This window comes from Shewanella pealeana ATCC 700345 (assembly GCF_000018285.1).
GTDB classification, from domain to species: Bacteria; Pseudomonadota; Gammaproteobacteria; order Enterobacterales; family Shewanellaceae; genus Shewanella; species Shewanella pealeana.
The window spans coordinates 3,724,676-3,743,582 of record NC_009901.1; the positions used below are offsets into that span (position 1 = coordinate 3,724,676).

An 18,907-nucleotide genomic window follows, 5' to 3' on the forward strand; every position below is an offset into this window, starting at 1 on the left:
GGAGTCTAACCACTCACCCTCCACAAATACGTGACAAAGTTCACAATTACTCTAACTAGAAATTAATTGACCACATCAAAAGCCATAATTACCACGCCAAGTCTGTTTAAGAGGCCGTTGAAAAATTAATAGAAAAAGAATAGCGGCCCAAAAGAGCCGCTATTTTTGATTAACACTTTAGGATAAAACCACTAGCGATTAGCTAATATAGCTCTGCCCTGCGTAAACAACGAAGTGTCTCAATGCCAGTACGCCAAGAATAGTGCTGCACGATACCGTGATTAAGAAGCCTTTGGTGTGACGCCACGCCTTAGGTGCAATCGTGCTGGCAAGCACTGGCACCACTAGACCTAAGCCCACGACACCAATCCAAAATACACTGGCCCAAGTTCCTGTAGTAATTGCCGCCGTCGCCGCCTGCGCAGCAGGGCCTGAGAAGTTAAGCCCCACAAACAGTAGCACTAAACAAAGCGCTTCGTTAAAGGCTACAGGGTATTCGATGCGGTGCACTTGCTCTATACAGTCTGATTCTTTCTTACTGAAGAACAAAGTTGCCACTAAGATATTACCCGCTGACCCCACTGACAAAGCAGAAGCCAGGAACAATGCTGGCAGTACAGCAGTGTTCAAGATTGGGTAGCTAATCATCGCCGACAACAAGAAGCCTGTGTATACACCGACACCAAGACCCAGAGCGAAAATCAGCTTATTTAGACTATTTTCTACCTGACGGCAAACCTTTAGCGTCCCCGCAAGCCAAGGCGCGTATTGCAGAACTTGTTTTTCAAATACCAGCGCCGCAAACACAAACACTAACGGAATATAAACTAAGAGTGCGATAACACCCCACGCCATCACAGAGGTTAGGTTGTAATTGAGCAGGATATGATAAAACTCAAATGGTTTAGTCAAATCCAGTACCAGCAGCGCCATACCTAAACAGATAGCAACTGGGCCAATTACCGCCGCAGCCTTAATTACAGGTAAGCCTTCGGTCGGCTGCCCACGACTCTGCTTGTACCACTTGAGCCCTATCGCCACCAGCATTGAGCCAGCAGATAAGCCCGCCATAAACAAATACACCGCGATGATCCAGTTCCAAACTACCGGATCGTATTGCTCCATAGAGCCCCAGATATTGTTCATGCTTTGATCCCTCCTTTACGGCTAGGAATGCGGTAGACACGTGGCTCAGTGCCAAGGTTTACCTTCTGTTGGTAGTGATTTTTTGTGTCTAGCACTTTGCGCACTTCCGATGTCATGTCATTGGCATCACCAAACACCAGTGCTTGGGTTGGGCAAACCGTGACACAAGCAGGCTCTTCACCTCGAGCCAAGCGTGTTTCTTTACAGAAATCGCACTTATCAGGCACTCGGGTTTCAGGGTTAATGAAACGCACCTTGTAAGGACAAGCCGCGACACAATATAGACAGCCGACACACTTCTTCTCGTTAATCGATACAATGCCGTCATCATTAACATAGGCTGCGCCGGTTGGACACACCTTAACGCAAGGCGCGTTTTCACACTGCTCACAAGAGACGCGGTTATACTTAAAATGTAGGTGCGGGAAGTTGCCGTAAGGCCCCTCAATTCTCACCTGAATACGAGTCACCGACTCAGGCACATTGTTTTCACTACGGCAAGCCACGTTACAAGCCTGACAGCCAATGCACTTGTTTTCATCGTGCACGAGAACATAACGCTTAGTCATAATTAACTCCGATTAAATCTTGGCAATCTTAACGCCGGTGGTATGCAGATTCATGCCTGTCACCGGAGAAGTCACGTGGGGAAGTAGGTTGCCACAATGCACGCCTTTACCGGTGGCACGAGCAAGCTCCTTGTTCTTTGAGCCGCAGCCCATATAGGCAAATACGGTGTCAGGGCGAATACCTGGCGTCACGAGAGCATGTCCCTCTTCGCTGCCGGTATCGTTGTAAATCCTAATCTTGTCACCACTGGCGATCTTTAGTAAACCCGCGGTAATGGGATGGATCCAAACGGCATTGTCTGACATTAGATTCGCAAGCATTGGTACGTTTTGAGTACCCGCGTTAGTGTGCACCGCGACTTTTCCTTGAATGAAAAACAGCTCATCGGCTTTTTTCATCGTCACTTCACGGTAGCGAATAACGCCGCGGCCCGCCGCCATCTTCTCGACCTTGGCAGAGCTCAATTCAATTTTGCCTGTTGGTGTCTTAAAGCTTAACTGACTTGCATAAGTGCCATCTTCATCGACCGCTTTTGCATTAGGGTAGGTATTAACAAAGTCTCTCACCATGCCACGCTCACGTAGCATTAGCGGCTTACCAAAGCTGACGTAACCGTCATCTTTAATTTTTCTCAATAAGTCAAAGTCACGCTGTACTTGGAACAGCTGTAAGGTTTCCATGTTCTCCCAAGGGAAGAATTGACCTTGACCAAGCCTGTCAGCAAGTTCTTTCCAGATTAACCAGCTCGGTTTAGTGTCACCAATCGTTTCTACGACACGTTGACGCACATAGTAAGCAGGGTGATTACCCGAGTTATCGGCAATCTCTTCATCACGCTCGAGGTAAGTAGACTCAGGTAGGAAGACATCGGCGTAAGCCGCGCTCTCACTGATGTAGATATCGCAAGCCACTATAAAATCGAGCTTCTGCATCGTCTTAACGATGCGTGCTCTGTCAGTCATGGTCTGCATAGGGTTCGTACGGCTCATTACCCAAGCGCGTAGTTGGTACGGCGTCGCTTCCAGCGTTGCATCAAGAATGGTTTGATAGATACCACCCGAAGACCAAGTTAGGGCATACTGCTCATCGACCATATCGATACGCTTAGCATCAATTTTTGGCATGCCATCGACACCCGGTTTAGCTAAGGTTGGTGCGACCGCCTCACCGGCAAACTTGTTGTAACTCGCTGCCTTCTTACCAAAGTACAAGCCACCTTTACGCTCAATATTACCAATCAATACGTTGGCTGCGTAAAGCGCACGGCGCATTTCAAACTCTTCAGGAGTAAACGATGAACGGTGACCAAAATCTACCATCGCATGTGGGGCAGCCGCTGCGTATTCATGAGTAATACGGCGAATGTCTTCGGCAGGCACATCACTAATAGACTCGGCCCACTCTGGCGTGTAAGCCTTCACTTCTTTGGCGAACTCATCAAAACCCGATACATACTGGGCAACGAAAGCTTTATCGTATAGGCCATCTTCAATCAAGACATGACAAATTGCCAATGCCACAGCAACGTCGGTGCCCGGTTTAATCGCGTACCACTCATCAGCCTTGTCCGCCACAATCGAGAAGCGTGGTTCAAATACCACCAGCTTAGCGCCTTTCTCCATTTGTGCATTCATCATGCCCCTTGTCTCAGACATGTTGATGCCTTCGTAGAGGTTATGACCGAAGTTAATGATGTACTTAGAATTGCTTAAATCACGCTTAATTTTACCGCCAAACATCGCCTTTGCCGCGATAACATAGCTGCCAGGGCAGGTCGATGCATGGGTAAAGGTATTTGGACTGCCAAAGGCTTTGGCTAAGTGGAAAAGATGCCCGGATAATGAGCCAGACTTAGATGAGAAAGCAACAGTCTCGGCGCCATGTTCGGCTTTGATCTTATTGAGGTTCTGCGCAATTAGCTCATAGGCTTCATCCCACTCAATCTCTTGCCAGTTACCTTCACCACGCTCACCAACACGCTTTAATGGTTTAACAATGCGCTGTTTATCATAAAGCTGGCTATGCCCCGCACCACCGCGAGCACAAACTGCACCGCCAAAAGATTTGGCGTTTTTATTACCCAGAATCGATACGTTCTTGCCGTTAACGACACGTGCCGATATCGGGCAGCGAGTTGAACACATCTCACAAATACTGGCTACAGACTCTGCACTACCTTGCAATTGTGAATCACCAAAGGCAGCTAAGGAGCCTGGCAGCGTCGCTAATGCGCAAGTCGCTGTACCCGCTCCGGCCCCTTTGATAAAGGTTCGCCGATCTAGTTTCATGATAAATCTCCCAATGACAGTTGTCCTTAGGAGCGCTTTAGATAAAGCCCAAGTTAACTGCTTAGCACAATCAACTTCTTCCTAAGGTTTTCATCATTGTTATTGAGAGAAGAAAAATTGAATATTGTGGTAAACCACATACAGGATGAGTGATGACAGCGTTTGTGAGGCAATTCACAGTTCAAATTTGCACCAACACAGCCAAATGAAAGTGTAAATTGTGGTAAACCACATAAAGAAAAAAAATTGAAAATTTTGCTAGTTACTGCATATTTTCGATACAAAATGTGCGGCTTAATAGCCGCACATTAGTGTACTTAAAATACGATGAACACTGTTTAAACTAAACTTCAATGGGTGCTTCGCTACCACGCTTCTTCAAGTAAACCTTTGCCACGCAGCCTAAAGCATCATCCTCCCTATTACTCAGTAAAAAGTGTCCATTATGGTCGTTAACCACCTCTCTACAGATGGCAAGCCCAAGGCCTAAACCATCAAGCTTTGTGGTGTAGAAGGTTGCCATAACCGTGTCTGAGTCCAATGCTAAGCCGGGACCATTATCGGTAATACGCACATTCACTTGATACTCTTTAAAATCCAGCTCAATATTAATTTTACCAACACGGGCATTCTCACTGTCAGCAATCGCATCTAAGCTATTTTTAATAAGATTTATCAGCACCTGCAATAAGCCGACCCTGTCGGCGGTAATAAAGAATGGTTCGCCCTTAATCTGAGTATTAATCTGTATTTCGCGCCTTGCAAGCTCAAGCCTTAATAGTGAAATGCTCTCCTCGACTAAGGTAAGAATATTCACATCGACCATTACCGCCTCTCGGCGCTTTAGCAAGCCGCGAATTCGATGTACTACCTCACCCGCACGAGTCGATTGTTTATGAATTTTTTCTAGTAGTGCGATACAAGACTCAACATCGGCTTGCTGCTGGCCTTGTAAGCGCATGATGCCACCTTCGCTATAACTGGTAATCGCCGCGATAGGTTGGTTTATCTCATGGGCCAAGCCTGCACCAATCTCACCAATAATAGAAGCACTCTGTAAGCGCTCAAGCGCGACCGCTTGCTGCTTTAATTGCCGCTCGGACTCAATCAAGGAGCTGCTCTTTTGATGAAATCTGTATTCAATCCACAAGTGATACAAGGTCGCAATAATAAACACTAAAACAGATAAAATGCCCCAATGACGATTATCCTTAAGCCATTGCTCAACCGAATCCCAGCGGCTGTTATCTGGAGACTGAACATGCAGCTCTTTAAATAGTTTAATTACCGCTAATTGACTAATAGGCGATGTCCAGCCCTTTAACTGGGCTTGAATGGCTGCCGGGTTATCGGCGCTCAAATCAAGCAAAGCCTGGGTGATCGCTTTACTAAGCTCAGTGCTGACGCTCTCAGTCGCGGCAAATGACCAGTTGGGATACAAGGTGGTACTGCACTGGCACTCTACTCCTTCGGGGCGGCTCGGATTGAGCACTCGATACTCCCCGCGCTGAATTAATCCACGCGCCACCATGTCTTCTAGAGTGCACAAAGGGGTAATGGCCGCATCCACATTGCCGTCTCGCACTTGGTAAAGCAAAGGGTCAAGGGGAAAGCCTAGGAACTTGGTCTGGCCAAAGTAGGTTTCAGGATCCATGCCTAAGCTGTGCATCAAACCCACTGTTGCTTGGTATCCACCTAGCGCATGAGGATCACTCGCCGCAACAATTTTTCCCTTTAAATCATACAGAGTACGATACTCACTATCGGCCTTAACAATGATCGCCGAGCCAATGGCCGAGGTCGTGCCCCTGTGGCGCATGGAACGCATGGTTGCAAGCCAAGACAGGGGATATTGATTAGAGAGGTATAGGTATTGTCCAGGGTTGGTGATGATGAACTGAATTTGCCCCAACTCCATGGCTAAATTTAGCGCCTCAAAGTTTCCCGGGTACACATGAAACTCGGCATCAGGCACCTGCTCATTGAGATACTGCATCATAGGTGTCCAACGCTCTACTGCTTGCTGATGCCCCCAGTTTGCTAGTACGCCCACATAGAACTGTTGCGGCTTAGCCCAAGCCACCGATGAAAACAAAAGCACACAAATACAAAGCAACAACCGAGACAATTAAATTTCCTTAGAATCAACGTCATTCACTATTTACAAATAAAGCCGTAACGAGGGAACACTCAGGTATTGTGCACTCACTCAATGTAAAATAGGACTTATTTAGCAATAGCTTACGCTAGGCCTGTATTTTTAGAGCGTGATGCAATTCATGCTTTATAGATTATTGTTGGATTAAAGCGACAAACTGGGATATCTATCATTTAAATACCTGCAAAGATAAGGGTTCGGTGTGCAACAACAGCTCAATGGTCCAGTCTATCTCGTCGATGATGACGAAGCGATTATCGACTCAATCAGTTTTCTAATGGAAGGTTTTGGCTATCAACTCCGCAGCTTTAACAGTGGCGATCGTTTCTTGAAAGAGGTCGACTTAACCCTAGCTGGATGCGTAATTTTAGATGCACGAATGCCGGGGCTGACTGGTCCTCAGGTGCAGCAGCTGCTAAGCGATGCTAACAGCCCATTGGCGGTGATTTTCTTAACTGGCCATGGCGATGTACCTATGGCTGTGGATGCTTTTAAGAATGGCGCTTTTGACTTCTTCCAAAAGCCCGTTCAGGGGAGCATACTGGCACAAGCTATTGCTAAAGGGCTAACCAACAGTCTTGAACAGCACCTGAAACTCACAGACCAAGCCTTAATCGATACCTTGTCGGAGCGGGAAGCCCAGATTTTCCAATTAGTCATTGCTGGCAATACCAATAAGCAGATGGCAAATGAGCTTTGTGTTGCGATTCGTACTATCGAAGTTCATCGCTCAAAACTGATGACTAAGCTCGGAGTGAGCAACCTGGCTGAGTTAGTCAAACTCGCGCCATTGTTAGCAGAGAAGAACGGATAAATATTCAGTAGGCTATTCGCTTTAAGATTACGAGTCTTAAAATTACTAGACTTAACACCACGAGTAGCCATTAACCGTTAAAACTATGATACCAGTCTCTAACGCGAGGGAAGTGATCATTCACGGCATCTTTATGGGTTAGCATTCCCCCGTGATCATAATCATGTCTGAAACCCTGCTTTTTTGACAGCAAGGTATAATCAACCTGCTTTATTTGGCACTCTCGTATCATCCGCTGCACATCGCTTGGGTTACCCAATACCGTATCGCCTTTGGCCGCGATAAACCAAGATTTCGGCCACTGAGCAACACTCGCTGCCCGTTGATAATCGAAGCCATCATCACTGTCTACCCAGTCGCCACGCACCCAGTCGATACTCTGGCGTAACGAGGCTCGGGACTCATTATCCATGCCTATTCTCAATTTATCGGCAGGCAAGTAGCCGCTGCGCCAGGCGATAAGCGGGGCAATCTTGTTCCAAACGAGATCGACACTGAACCACTTTTTAACCGATTTTACCTCGATACGGCGTTTACTACCAAAGGTCACTAAAGAGGCGACCGACTGCTGCAGGTTTTCATAACGGGCAATCGCACTGGCCATCAAGACTCCTCCCCAGGAGTGAGCACACCAATGTACTCTTTTAGCCTTAGGGTGCAGCGATAGAATGTACTGCTGAACTAGAGGGAGTTGCTCCCTAATAACCTCCCCCTGCCCAGTCTTAAAACCACGAGCGAGTTTAGGCTCACTCAAGCCTCGTCCAAGGGTATCTAACACGTAAACCACCACGCCAGAGTCAGCTAAATAACAACCTAGCCCCTTACCTGAATCACTATAGAACACACGGCCGTTTGACATGGCGCCATGCAACATGAGCACCGGAGGTTTACTCATATCGGCTTGAACAGGAATAATCTGCCTTAAGTGCAGGTGACCGTGATTATAGGGAATGTACAGAGATTTTTGCTGAATATTCAATGGTTAAGACTCTTATTTTTTTAAACTAAGCTACTGAAATACTAGTCTAAAAACAAGAGTAAAGACTCTAAGTTAGTGCTTGAAACCGTCGCTAATACTAGCTTTTAAACATGTATGGTTGAAATCAATCAAAAGGATCAAGATGATAACCAGCACTTTTAAACAGAAAAAGCTCATAACAAATTGCCATGAGCTTTTCGATTTATGTACAAAACAGGTCAGAGTAACCTAAGGAGGAATACTTATTCTCTATAGCCTAGCCTGTAAATCCTATATGTAGAACCTATATATAGAACCTATATTTTGAGCCTAAGTGCGTTGAAACAAGTAAGGTAAGGCTTTAAGGTTAAGTCGATTAATACTAACATCAGCAGCTTGAGCCAATTTAGGTTTAGCATGATAAGCAATACCAAAGTCGGCAGTGTTAATCATCGGGATATCATTCGCGCCATCGCCTATCGCTACTCTTTGCCCTGCCGCTATCTGCCACTGCTTGGCGCACTTAAGCACGGTATCAGCCTTGTATTGCGCATCAACCACTTGACCAGACACAGTGCCAAGTAGTTTGCCGCTCTCGATATCTAGCTTATTCGCAAAAGCGGCATCTAGCGCCAATAACTGTTTAAGGTGGTTTACAAAGGGGGTAAATCCGCCTGAAGCAACCACTGTGCGCCAGCCATGACTCTGCAGCTCTGCAATCATCTCCTTAAGACCCGGCATGAGTGGCAGCTTGGCACATAGGGTATCGATAATTTCGGCATCGGCGCCTTTAAGCTTGGCGACCCGCGCCCTAAGACTCTGTTCAAAGTCGAGTTCGCCTTGCATGGCGAGTTCTGTCACTTCCGCAACCGCAGGCCCTACTCCAGCCATTTCGGCTAATTCATCGATACACTCGATTTCAATTGCGGTTGAGTCCATGTCCATCACCAACAGCCCCGCTTGACTTAACTGTGGTGCATCGACGGTTAACTCAAACAATTCTAGGGACACCGTCTCACTAATTGCGGCTATTTGTACGCTGGTCAAAGGTATTGAGGTGCAAACTTCGATACAGGTTAAACCGCAGTCACGCACGATCAATGCCAAACTTAGGTTGCCATCGAGGGATGCAAGCCAGACATTTAAGCTAGTATGAGTCACCTGCAATAAGTCTTCGCTAAGACTATCTAACTCAGCGAATAAAATTCTATAACGAGAAAAACCTTTAGGATAATCAGCTTCAAGATGGCGTGAATAGATTTGTTCACCAGCAGTAAAAGACATGCTACCTTCGGTACTTAACCAAGCAAAAACAGTCGATTGACTCAAACTTTCCATTAGTTATGGCTCTCCAACTACCGAGCACAGACATAATCAATTATGATTAGGTGAGTACACAATAAATTAAGGGTTTCAGTGTTCTATTTAAAAGGCCTAAAAAAGAGCCATCGAATAAGTCGCCTATTACAAATCATGGTAGCGATCGCATTATTCATCGGTCTCGATCAGTTGTGGGAAACTAGCCTACTACAAGGACAGCAGCTTCTAAAGTCCCAAACAGAAAAGATGGCAAGATTGCTGGTTCAACAAACAGCTTATGGTGCTGCACCGGCCCTACAGTTAGAGAATGATGAGCAGCTACAATGGCTTGCTCAAGCATTGGTGTTAGATCCTAAAGTGATGTCGGCCAGCATCTTCAGCGAAGATGGAGTTAGACTGTCGTTTGCCCAAAGCGTTATCGATGAAGAGTTAGAACCGAACTCTGAAGAGCTAACCAGTATCTTGGAGCAATACCCGCCCTATGTTGAGGCCGTCTCTCAAGATGGTAAGAACTTAGGTTACGTAGAGGTGCGTCTAGAACCTAAATACTTCTTTAATGAGATTAAAGAGGCGCATCAAATCAACATGGAGCAGCAACAGATGATGCTGCTTATCGCAGGCCTGATTGGCATGTTGCTATCCCGCGCACTATCTTTCAAGCGTGCCGATTTCGATAGACGTAAAGCCAGGGTTAAACTACGCCGGTTACTAGCTAAAAAAAATGAAAAGGCTGAAGCAAAAGCCGCTAAAAAGCAGGCTGTAAAACAATCTTCAACTGTCAAATCAGAAGCGGATACCAGTCAAGCGGAAGAAGTAAAAACCGCTACTGATTCGGCGCCTAAAGCGAGTTCGGCAACAGTAAATGGGTCAATACCTGCAATGGAGGCTTCAGCCGTTGTTGCTTCAAACTTAGCCAACATTGATACAAAGGGTCCTGTGCCAGAGAAACCTGCCGCAAAGCCTAGAGCTAAAGCTAAAGCTAAGCCAAAAGTAAGCACTCTTAAAGCTGAAGCTAGTACCAAGCCGGTAGCGAAACCAAGAGCCAAACCTAAAGCAAAGGCTAAACCGAAAACCAGCGATGAAACTAAGCCTAGCGTAAAACCTAAAGCACCTGTAAAGCCAAAGGTAAAAGCCGTACCCGAGTCAACTGCTACACAAAAAGTACAACCTAAAGCTGAATCAAAAGCAGATCCCAAAGATGAAGATTAATTAACGAGTCATAAAACAAAAACGGACGCATAAGCGTCCGTTTTTTTTACACCGCAGCCAGTGACTGCAAAGCGTTACAATTACAGAGTAATCGCAGCTTCTAGTGTCATTTCAATCATTTCGTTGAATGTTGTTTGACGCTCATCAGAAGTCGTCTTTTCACCTGTACGGATATGATCAGATACAGTTACAACACATAACGCCTTAGCACCGAACTCTTTTGCTACGCCGTATAGACCAGCAGCTTCCATTTCGACACCTAGTACGTCCATCTTTTCCATCACGTCAAACATTTCTGGATCTGGCGTGTAGAATAGATCAGCAGAGAAAACGTTACCTACGCGGTACTTAATACCTTTTACGTCAGCAGCTTTAACGACTGCGCTTAGTAGACCGTAATCACAGATAGCTGCGAAGTCTTGGCCACGGAAGCGTAAACGGTTAGTTTGTGAATCAGTACAAGCACCCATACCGATGATCACGTCACGTACTTTAACGTCAGTGCTGATTGCGCCACAAGTACCCACGCGGATTAGGTTCTTAACACCGTAATCTTTGATCAACTCAGTTGCATAGATTGAGCAAGATGGGATACCCATGCCTGAACCCATAACTGAGATACGAACGCCTTTGTAAGTACCAGTAAAACCTAGCATGTTACGTACGTCAGTTACTTGCTCAACGTTCTCTAGGAAAGTTTCAGCAATGTACTTTGCACGTAGTGGATCGCCTGGAAATAGAACTGTATCGCCAAATGCACCGTCTACGGCATTAATGTGTGGTGTAGCCATCAGAATAACCCCTATTTATATTTTTAGACCGTTGTATCAACTTAGTCTTGTTTACTAGTGGCTCAATCTGAGCCACCAAATTCAAATTTATTTACAGCTTAACGAATAAAAGATTCGCCATATTCCATCGGCTCAAGCTTGAAGTAGCTCGCGATAGACTGCCCCATATCAGCAAAGCTGCTACGTAGCCCTAATGACCCAGCTTCTAGGCCTGCGCCATAAGCAAGAACCGGTACACGCTCACGTGTATGGTCGCTACCTGGCCAAGTTGGGTCACAACCGTGGTCAGCAGTCAGTAGTAAGAAGTCGTCTTCATCAAGCAATGCTAGAATTTCAGGTAGACGTGAGTCGAAGTACTCAAGACTACGTGCGTAACCAGCAACATCACGGCGGTGGCCATAATGAGAATCAAAATCAACGAAGTTTGTGAAAACAATAGTGTTATCACCAGCAAGCTTAACTTGCTCTAAAGTTGCATCAAACAGTGCTTCTAGGCCTGTCGCTTTCACTTTCTTAGTGATACCACAATGGGCGTAAATGTCGGCAATCTTACCCACACTCACCACTTCACCACCGGCGGCTTTTAGCTTATCAAGTACCGTTGGTGCTGGCGGCTCAACCGCATAATCACGACGGTTACCTGTACGCTCAAAACTTCCTGGACCTGTGCCCACAAAAGGACGAGCAATTACACGACCAATATTGTAATCAGCAAGCTCTTCACGAGCAATAATGCAAAGCTCGTATAATTTTTCAAGACCAAAACTTTCTTCATGACAAGCGATCTGGAATACCGAGTCAGCAGAGGTATAGAAAATAGGCTTGCCAGTACGCATATGCTCTTCGCCAAGCTCATCTAAAATCACTGTACCTGAAGAGTGACAGTTGCCTAGAAACTCAGTTAAGCCTGCACGAGCTAAAATTTTATCAGTTAGTGCTTGTGGGAATGAGTTAGTTAGCTCGCTAAAGTAGCCCCATTCGTAAAGAACAGGTACGCCAGCCATTTCCCAATGCCCACTAGGTGTATCTTTGCCAGAGCTTAGTTCATCAGCATGGCCATAAGCACCGATAACTTCGACATCATCACCAAAACCTGCGGGAAACTCACCCGTGCTTTCTTTCGAAGCATGGCCAAGACCTAAACGCGCCAAATTAGGCAGCTTTAATGGGCCTTCACGGCCATCATTTGCTTTCCCCTCAGCACACGCCTTTGCGATATGGCCAAAAGTGTTAGAACCCACATCACCGAAAGCTTCGGCATCGTGCGCTGCGCCAACGCCGAAAGAATCCAGCATCATGATTATAGTACGTTTCATAAACGGTGCTCCGTTACAGATCTGACTCGCGGATATAACGATATATTTCCGGAGTTTTCTCTGGTTTGCTGTCGCCAATATGAATCGCTTTTTTCACTGCAGCTTCCGCTTCAGCAAAGGCGCTTTCAGATTGGGCGTGAATAAATGCAATAGGTTGCTCAGGGTTAATCTCGTCACCTAGTGCGCAAACTTTAGAAAGTCCAACACTGTAATCGAGAGCATCCCCAGGCTTGCGGCGACCACCGCCCAAGGTCACTACTGCAAGTCCAAGTTCACGGGTATCCATTGCCGAAGCAAAACCGGATCTATCCGCGTAAACAGGACGAATAATTTGCGAATCAGGCAGGTACTTGCTGTAGTTCTCAACGAAATCAGCTGGACCACCTAAACCTGAAACCATACGGCCGAATATCTCAGCCGCCTTACCGTTATCAAGTACGGTATTTAACTTAACGCGAGCTTCGCTCTCGTTGCTTGCAAGGCCACCTAATACCAGCATTTCTGCACACAAGCCCATAGTCACTTCGTAAAGGCGTGGGTTGCGATATGCACCAGTCATAAAGTCGACTGCTTCTTTAACTTCTAATGCGTTACCGGCACATGATGCCAATACCTGGTTCATGTCGGTGAGTAATGCTGTTGTCTTAGTGCCTGCACCATTAGCAACGGCAGTAATACTGCGCGCTAACTCTTCTGACGCTTCATAGGTTGGCATAAATGCGCCAGTACCGACTTTAACGTCCATGGCTAATGCATCTAAACCTGCGGCGAGCTTTTTAGAAAGAATGGAAGCTGTGATTAAAGAGATGGACTCAACCGTTGCGGTATTATCGCGAATAGAATAGAAACGTTTATCGGCAGGAACCAGATCGCCAGTTTGACCAATAATGGCCACGCCAGCCTCTTTTACTACCTTGCGAAACAGTGCGCTGTCCGGCTCGGTATTATAACCTGGAATGGCATCAAACTTATCGAGAGTACCACCGGTATGGCCAAGGCCACGACCCGAGATCATGGGTACATAACCACCACACGCAGCCGCCATAGGGCCTAACATCAAACTAATGACATCCCCCACTCCGCCAGTTGAGTGCTTATCGATAATTGGACCATTAAGATCCAGTGATTGCCAGTTGAGAACTGTGCCGGAGTCACGCATCGCCGTAGTTAACGCAATACGTTCATCCATGTTCATGTCATTGAAATAGACCGCCATGCCTAAGGCTGCGATCTGACCTTCTGAAACTGTATTGTTGGTGATCCCTTTAACGAAGAATTGAATTTCTTCAGTCGAAAGAGTCTCAGCATTACGTTTTTTACGAATAATTTCTTGAGCTAAAAACATGTACTACCTCCAAGAGTGTAACTGAATTTCTATTAAATAGTATTTTCAGTTATCAATCCGCTAAAGCGAATCAAAAGTCGTAATATTGTTACATACTAACGAACTTTTGATACACCTAATTAGATTTAGATCACACTTAACAACAAGTTTAATCTTTAAGGTTAGTAACCTTGTGCACCCTGTGGTGCATCGCCTAGCTCAAGTGTATGAAGTAGGTTGGTTAATAGGCTTGAAGCGCCGAAACGGAATGTCGCTGGTGTTGCCCAGTCATCACCTAGAAGACGAGCCGCTACACCTAAAAACTCGGCAGCAGCTTCGGCGTCTTTTACGCCGCCCGCAGGCTTAAAGCCAACTTTAGGGTTCTTTTCACTGATCACAGTCATCATGATCTCTGCCGCTTCTAGCGTTGCGTTAACAGCAACTTTACCCGTAGAGGTCTTGATAAAGTCTGCGCCTGCATCGATAGATAGCTCAGATGCCTTACGGATAAGAGCAGGATCGGCTAATACGCCAGATTCGATGATAACTTTAAGGATTGCATCTTCACCACAAGCTTCTTTACAGGCTTTAACTAGCTCGAAACCGACAGTTTCGTTACCAGCCATTAGGGCGCGGTATGGGAATACTACGTCAACCTCGTCTGCACCGTATGCTACTGCTGCGCGAGTCTCTAATACTGCGATAGCAATGTCGTCGTTACCGTGTGGGAAGTTAGTCACTGTTGCGATCTTGATATCGTCGCCATCAATTTCATTTAAGGTTTTACGTGCAATTGGAATAAAGCGAGGGTAAATACAGATAGCAGCAGTGTCACCAGCTGGCGTCTTAGCCTTATGACAAAGGTCGATCACTTTTTGATCTGTGTCATCGTCATTTAGGGTAGTAAGATCCATTAGACTAATGGCTTGTTGTGCTGCTTTTTTTAAGTCGCTCATAGTAGCTCTCCGAGAAAGATTCAAGTTATTAATTTAAAACAGAAAATTATCGCACGGCGATACCTTGAACTGGCTTATTTTGATTATTATTATGGGCCGGGTCTTCGGGCATGTCCGAATTACATGTTAAGCACTGTTTATTGCTTAACACCAAAATACTATTCAGGTATCCAACATTGTGAGCCATTTGGCCCAACCATCCTGACACTAGTGTCACGACTTGAATCCATGAAGACCGGGAAGGGAAATTGATGCTGCTTATTTCTGCCTTTCCGCGAAAAGTCCGTTTTAGCGCGTAGTAAATCTTATCTAACTAACAATAGACTGCTCATCTTATTTTGTGATGAGTCGTTAATGCTTACATAAACAAACTGAATTTAGACACTCATTCAATGAGCATATTTAATATAGTTGATGCTTAGGTAAAAACTAACCCGTTTACATGACAATATTAGCGTGATGTTAAGTTACTATTTTAACGTTCAAAGCACTGTATTCGAGCTGTAAGATAGAGCCGCGAATATCGCGGCTCTGTCGTCTATTTACAATAGTTTTAAGCGATGCTTAGAACTTGTAAGTAGCAGTAAAGTAATGTGCGAAGCCTGTAGATTCAAGACCTACGATACCGCCATCATCTTTAACTAAATACACATCTTGGTACGCCTTTAGACCGTAACCAAGTGCATAGTTATCTGAATGCCAGTGTAGACCGAAGTATGCAGCGCCACCACTTGAAGTAGTAGGAACATACATATCATCAACTGCGTCAGCACCAAACTGGTAATCAACATAACCTTGGAAAGAAACGAATGAACCGTTATCGAAGTTCATTACTGGCTTGAACCAGTTCATAGAGAACTGGTAACCGTTCCAATCTTTAGCGTTCATGTCGTAAGTAGCATAAAGGTTCATGCCAGTCTTACCTAACCACGGAACCATTACATCGGCACCAAGACCCCAGAAAGACATGTTTACGTCGCCGCCGTGCTCATTACCATCAGCATCTACACCGCTGATAGCGCCACCACCCCAGTTAAATAGAGTTGAGAAGTAAACTTCTTGGATTGGACCAGCAGAAAGATCCCAACCAGTCATCGCATCGATAGAGAAACGAGGAGCGAATTTCATGAACATCTTGCTCTTACCAGCGCCTTTGTCGCCTGAGCTGCTGTTAGCCAAGTTGAACACATCAACATAACCGTATAGGTCAACGATGCCAGCGCGGCCGCCAAATTCCATTTCTAGATAATCATGACCACCATCATCAGCGTCAGAACGTGGAAGTTCGTTTACAGCGTACATTGCGTTGAACTGCATCCAGCTGTAATCGCCAGAACGTAGATCAGAACGGTCAGCAGCGAATGTAGGTGCAGACATTGTTGCTGCAATAGCAGTAGCTGCTAGAGCGAAAGTTTTAACGTTTTTCATCATCAACCCCATTTTATTTATGGTTTGCCGCCCTTCTTTATTGAAGAGTCAGCGTTTCTTTTTTATGGCGTCGCATTCTACTTTATTTATGCCAAACTTCAACATGATTAATGCAAAAATGCGAACACTAAGTTTTAACAATCGAACAACATTGTGATTTCAAGGCTGTAAATGCTGCCTTATCACTCTTATTGTTGTTTTTAAGCCGAAATAATCCCTAACCTTAGTTATTGATCATTTCAACGAACATCTAAATTGGAAAACGATTGACTTACATCTGTGTTAGCTTGACTTGAGCTAAAACAAAGACTGAGCCATATAGGCTCAGTCTAAAAGAGGCTTACAGTGCTAGGAATAGACCAGCAAGTGTTGCACTCATTAAGTTAGCTAGAGAACCAGCGATAACCGCACGGATACCAAGCTTAGCTAGGTCATGGCGACGAGTCGGAGCCATAGAACCTAGACCACCAAGTAGAATCGCGATTGAAGATAGGTTAGCGAAACCACATAGAGCGAAAGAGATAATAGCTTTAGTACGGTCAGACATGGCTACACCAGTCTCTGCAACTACCATACCGCCGTCAGCTAAGTCTTTTAGGTATGGAGCAAAGTTTAGGTAAGCAACGAATTCGTTAATGACAATCTTCTGACCGATGAAAGAACCAGCAACAAGAGCTTCGTTCCAAGGTACACCGATAAGGAATGCTAGAGGCATGAAGATATAACCTAGAATCAATTCTAGTGTTAAGCCTTCCATACCGAACCATCCGCCGATACCACCGATGATGCCGTTAACCATAGCGATCAAACCAACGAAGGCTAGAAGCATTGCACCAACGTTTAGCGCAAGGTGCATACCAGATGAAGCACCTGCAGCCGCAGCGTCAAGAACGTTAGCTGGCTTATCAGGATCTTCTGGTAAGTCGCTCATGTCGTTCTTAGCTTCTTCTGTTTCAGGGTGCATCAGCTTAGCCATTAATAGGCCTGCTGGTGCTGCCATGAATGAAGCGGCAACTAAGTATTCGATAGGTACACCCATCTGCGCGTAACCAGCCATAACTGAACCCGCGATAGATGCAAGACCACCAACCATAACTGCGAATAGCTCAGAGTTAGTCATCGTCGCGATAAACGGACGAACAACTAGTGGCGCTTCTGTTTGACCAACGAAGATGTTAGCTGTAGCTGACATTGACTCAGTACGACTTGTGCCTAATGCTTTTTGTAGCGCACCACCGATAATACGGATGATCCACTGCATGATGCCTAAGTAGTAAAGAACTGCGATTAAAGAAGAGAAGAAAACGATGATTGGCAGTACGTTAATGGCAAAAATAAAGCCAACTTTGAAGTTAGCTAAATCACCGAATAAGAAACCAATACCACTTTGAGCGTATCCAATAACACTAGATACTGCATCCGACATTCCTTGCAGAATGTCTTTACCGACTGGAACATACAAAACAAAACCACCGAATGCGGCTTGAATTGCTAATGCACCAAAAACGGTACGTTTGTTAATTGCTTTTCTATTGTTTGATAACCCGAAAGCTATCGCCAGTAGGGTGACCACCCCTACTAAACTCATTAAAATATCCATTAACCATCACCCTATTGTTAATACTTTTTAATTATGTTGTTAACCAACCTTATTTTACGACCCCGATTATACCCGACCAGGTTGCTAAAAGCGTCGTATTGATCAAATTTTTGAGGTTTTATTTCAATGATTTCGTTGGCATTTCTGGTGCGAGATACATCTGTTTGTACAGAAAAAAATTAAAGGTCAAAGAGTTGCGAGACATTAAAGAACGTCTGTTCTGAAATACGAACGGCTGATTTTTTTTGTAAATTTGCCATTTTTTTGATGATTTCAGGCAGAATTAATGGAGTGTTACGATTATTTTGACTGGATTTGGGAGTCATAGCAGGTGAATCTGTTTCTAAAATGAATGACTCTAATGGCAATTGCGCCACTGTTTGTTGTAACTTCGGTGCATTATCATTAAGTAACAAGCCACCTATGCCTAGCTTGTAACCCAAATTGACATACTGTTGTGCCAATTGCGGCCCACCATAAAAACCATGGATGACACCTTTTCTGTGTGGACTCTCGGTTCTCAGACACTTAATGACCTCTTCATGGGCTTTGACAACATGCATAATTAGAGGCAGATCAAACTCCATCGCTATATGAATGTGCTCCTTGAAAAGGTTCAATTGTGTTGTGAAATTACTTTTATGTAACTTATCTAGACCACACTCTCCGACAGCCACTAGCCGGCAATCCCCCTTACGCAGCTTAAGTATGCCCCTTAAATCACTCATGTTCTCTGTTGATGCGCTTTCGCTATACCAAGGGTGAACGCCTAGTGCATAGTAACAGTCATATTGCTTAGCAACCTGTATTTGCCTCTGCCATTTATCGGCTGAAACACCAGGGATCAACACATTTTCGATGCCGACACTACGCATCTGCAGAAACAAAGCATCCCTGTCATTATCAAACTCAGGAAAATCAATATGAGCATGGCTATCGATAATTGGCTTCATAACGTCCCTTTCACTCTGTTTGAGGCTAGCTATTATGTGATTTGCAGTCAGTCTTTTCCGTTAGTACTTCAATTAC

General features: G+C 45.2%; 15 protein-coding genes. 2 read left to right on the top strand and 13 right to left on the bottom strand.

Annotated elements, in window-relative coordinates; translation table 11 throughout:
- Positions 1 to 198 precede the first annotated feature (198 nt).
- The 4 genes from nrfD to SPEA_RS16020 all read right to left on the bottom strand — a co-directional run bounded on the left by nrfD (position 199) and on the right by SPEA_RS16020 (position 6,132).
- Positions 199 to 1,146 (bottom strand): NrfD/PsrC family molybdoenzyme membrane anchor subunit, encoded by a 948-nt coding sequence (gene nrfD / locus SPEA_RS16005; protein ID WP_012156258.1) that lies wholly within the window; start codon positions 1,144 to 1,146, stop codon positions 199 to 201.
- A complete protein-coding gene (locus SPEA_RS16010) occupies positions 1,143 to 1,715 on the bottom strand; it encodes a 4Fe-4S dicluster domain-containing protein (RefSeq protein ID WP_012156259.1) in 573 nt (190 codons plus the stop codon). The genes nrfD and SPEA_RS16010 overlap by 4 nt, the downstream gene beginning before the upstream one ends.
- A gap of 12 nt (positions 1,716 to 1,727) precedes the next feature.
- Positions 1,728 to 4,004, bottom strand: a complete 2,277-nt coding sequence (gene phsA / locus SPEA_RS16015) for a thiosulfate reductase PhsA (protein WP_012156260.1) — start codon at positions 4,002 to 4,004, stop codon at positions 1,728 to 1,730.
- 343 nt (positions 4,005 to 4,347) lie between these two features.
- Positions 4,348 to 6,132: a sensor histidine kinase gene (locus SPEA_RS16020; RefSeq protein ID WP_012156261.1), complete on the bottom strand. Its 1,785-nt coding sequence runs from the start codon at positions 6,130 to 6,132 to the stop codon at positions 4,348 to 4,350.
- A gap of 232 nt (positions 6,133 to 6,364) precedes the next feature.
- Between SPEA_RS16020 and SPEA_RS16025 the strand changes: the two genes are divergently transcribed.
- Positions 6,365 to 6,976, top strand: a complete 612-nt coding sequence (locus SPEA_RS16025; protein WP_012156262.1) for a response regulator transcription factor — start codon at positions 6,365 to 6,367, stop codon at positions 6,974 to 6,976.
- A gap of 70 nt (positions 6,977 to 7,046) precedes the next feature.
- On the opposite strand, the gene SPEA_RS16030 is transcribed toward SPEA_RS16025, so the two are convergent.
- Complete coding sequence (locus tag SPEA_RS16030; protein WP_012156263.1) at positions 7,047 to 7,955, bottom strand: alpha/beta fold hydrolase; 909 nt, start codon at positions 7,953 to 7,955, stop codon at positions 7,047 to 7,049.
- A gap of 309 nt (positions 7,956 to 8,264) precedes the next feature.
- Positions 8,265 to 9,272, bottom strand: a complete 1,008-nt coding sequence (gene serB / locus SPEA_RS16035; protein WP_012156264.1) for a phosphoserine phosphatase SerB — start codon at positions 9,270 to 9,272, stop codon at positions 8,265 to 8,267.
- 78 nt (positions 9,273 to 9,350) lie between these two features.
- Here serB and SPEA_RS16040 point away from each other — a divergent pair, with 78 nt between their 5' ends.
- Positions 9,351 to 10,463, top strand: a complete 1,113-nt coding sequence (locus SPEA_RS16040) for a YtjB family periplasmic protein (protein WP_012156265.1) — start codon at positions 9,351 to 9,353, stop codon at positions 10,461 to 10,463.
- An 80-nt stretch (positions 10,464 to 10,543) separates the two neighbouring features.
- Here the strand turns inward: SPEA_RS16040 and deoD are convergent, their stop codons facing one another.
- From deoD to SPEA_RS16075, 7 genes are all read right to left on the bottom strand, one after another.
- Entirely contained in the window at positions 10,544 to 11,254 is a 711-nt protein-coding gene (gene deoD, locus SPEA_RS16045) for a purine-nucleoside phosphorylase (protein ID WP_012156266.1), read from the bottom strand.
- Positions 11,255 to 11,352: 98 nt separating this feature from the next.
- Positions 11,353 to 12,570: a phosphopentomutase gene (locus SPEA_RS16050; RefSeq protein WP_012156267.1), complete on the bottom strand. Its 1,218-nt coding sequence runs from the start codon at positions 12,568 to 12,570 to the stop codon at positions 11,353 to 11,355.
- A 13-nt stretch (positions 12,571 to 12,583) separates the two neighbouring features.
- Positions 12,584 to 13,915: a thymidine phosphorylase gene (deoA, locus tag SPEA_RS16055; RefSeq protein WP_012156268.1), complete on the bottom strand. Its 1,332-nt coding sequence runs from the start codon at positions 13,913 to 13,915 to the stop codon at positions 12,584 to 12,586.
- A 161-nt stretch (positions 13,916 to 14,076) separates the two neighbouring features.
- Positions 14,077 to 14,850 carry a deoxyribose-phosphate aldolase gene (gene deoC / locus SPEA_RS16060; protein ID WP_012156269.1) on the bottom strand — a complete coding sequence of 258 codons (774 nt, stop codon included), beginning with the start codon at positions 14,848 to 14,850 and terminating at the stop codon, positions 14,077 to 14,079.
- A gap of 564 nt (positions 14,851 to 15,414) precedes the next feature.
- Positions 15,415 to 16,278 carry a nucleoside-specific channel-forming Tsx family protein gene (locus SPEA_RS16065; protein WP_012156270.1) on the bottom strand — a complete coding sequence of 288 codons (864 nt, stop codon included), beginning with the start codon at positions 16,276 to 16,278 and terminating at the stop codon, positions 15,415 to 15,417.
- A gap of 340 nt (positions 16,279 to 16,618) precedes the next feature.
- Positions 16,619 to 17,878: a NupC/NupG family nucleoside CNT transporter gene (locus SPEA_RS16070; protein ID WP_012156271.1), complete on the bottom strand. Its 1,260-nt coding sequence runs from the start codon at positions 17,876 to 17,878 to the stop codon at positions 16,619 to 16,621.
- A 179-nt stretch (positions 17,879 to 18,057) separates the two neighbouring features.
- Entirely contained in the window at positions 18,058 to 18,831 is a 774-nt protein-coding gene (locus tag SPEA_RS16075) for a TatD family hydrolase (protein ID WP_012156272.1), read from the bottom strand.
- Between the last annotated feature and the right edge of the window lie 76 nt (positions 18,832 to 18,907).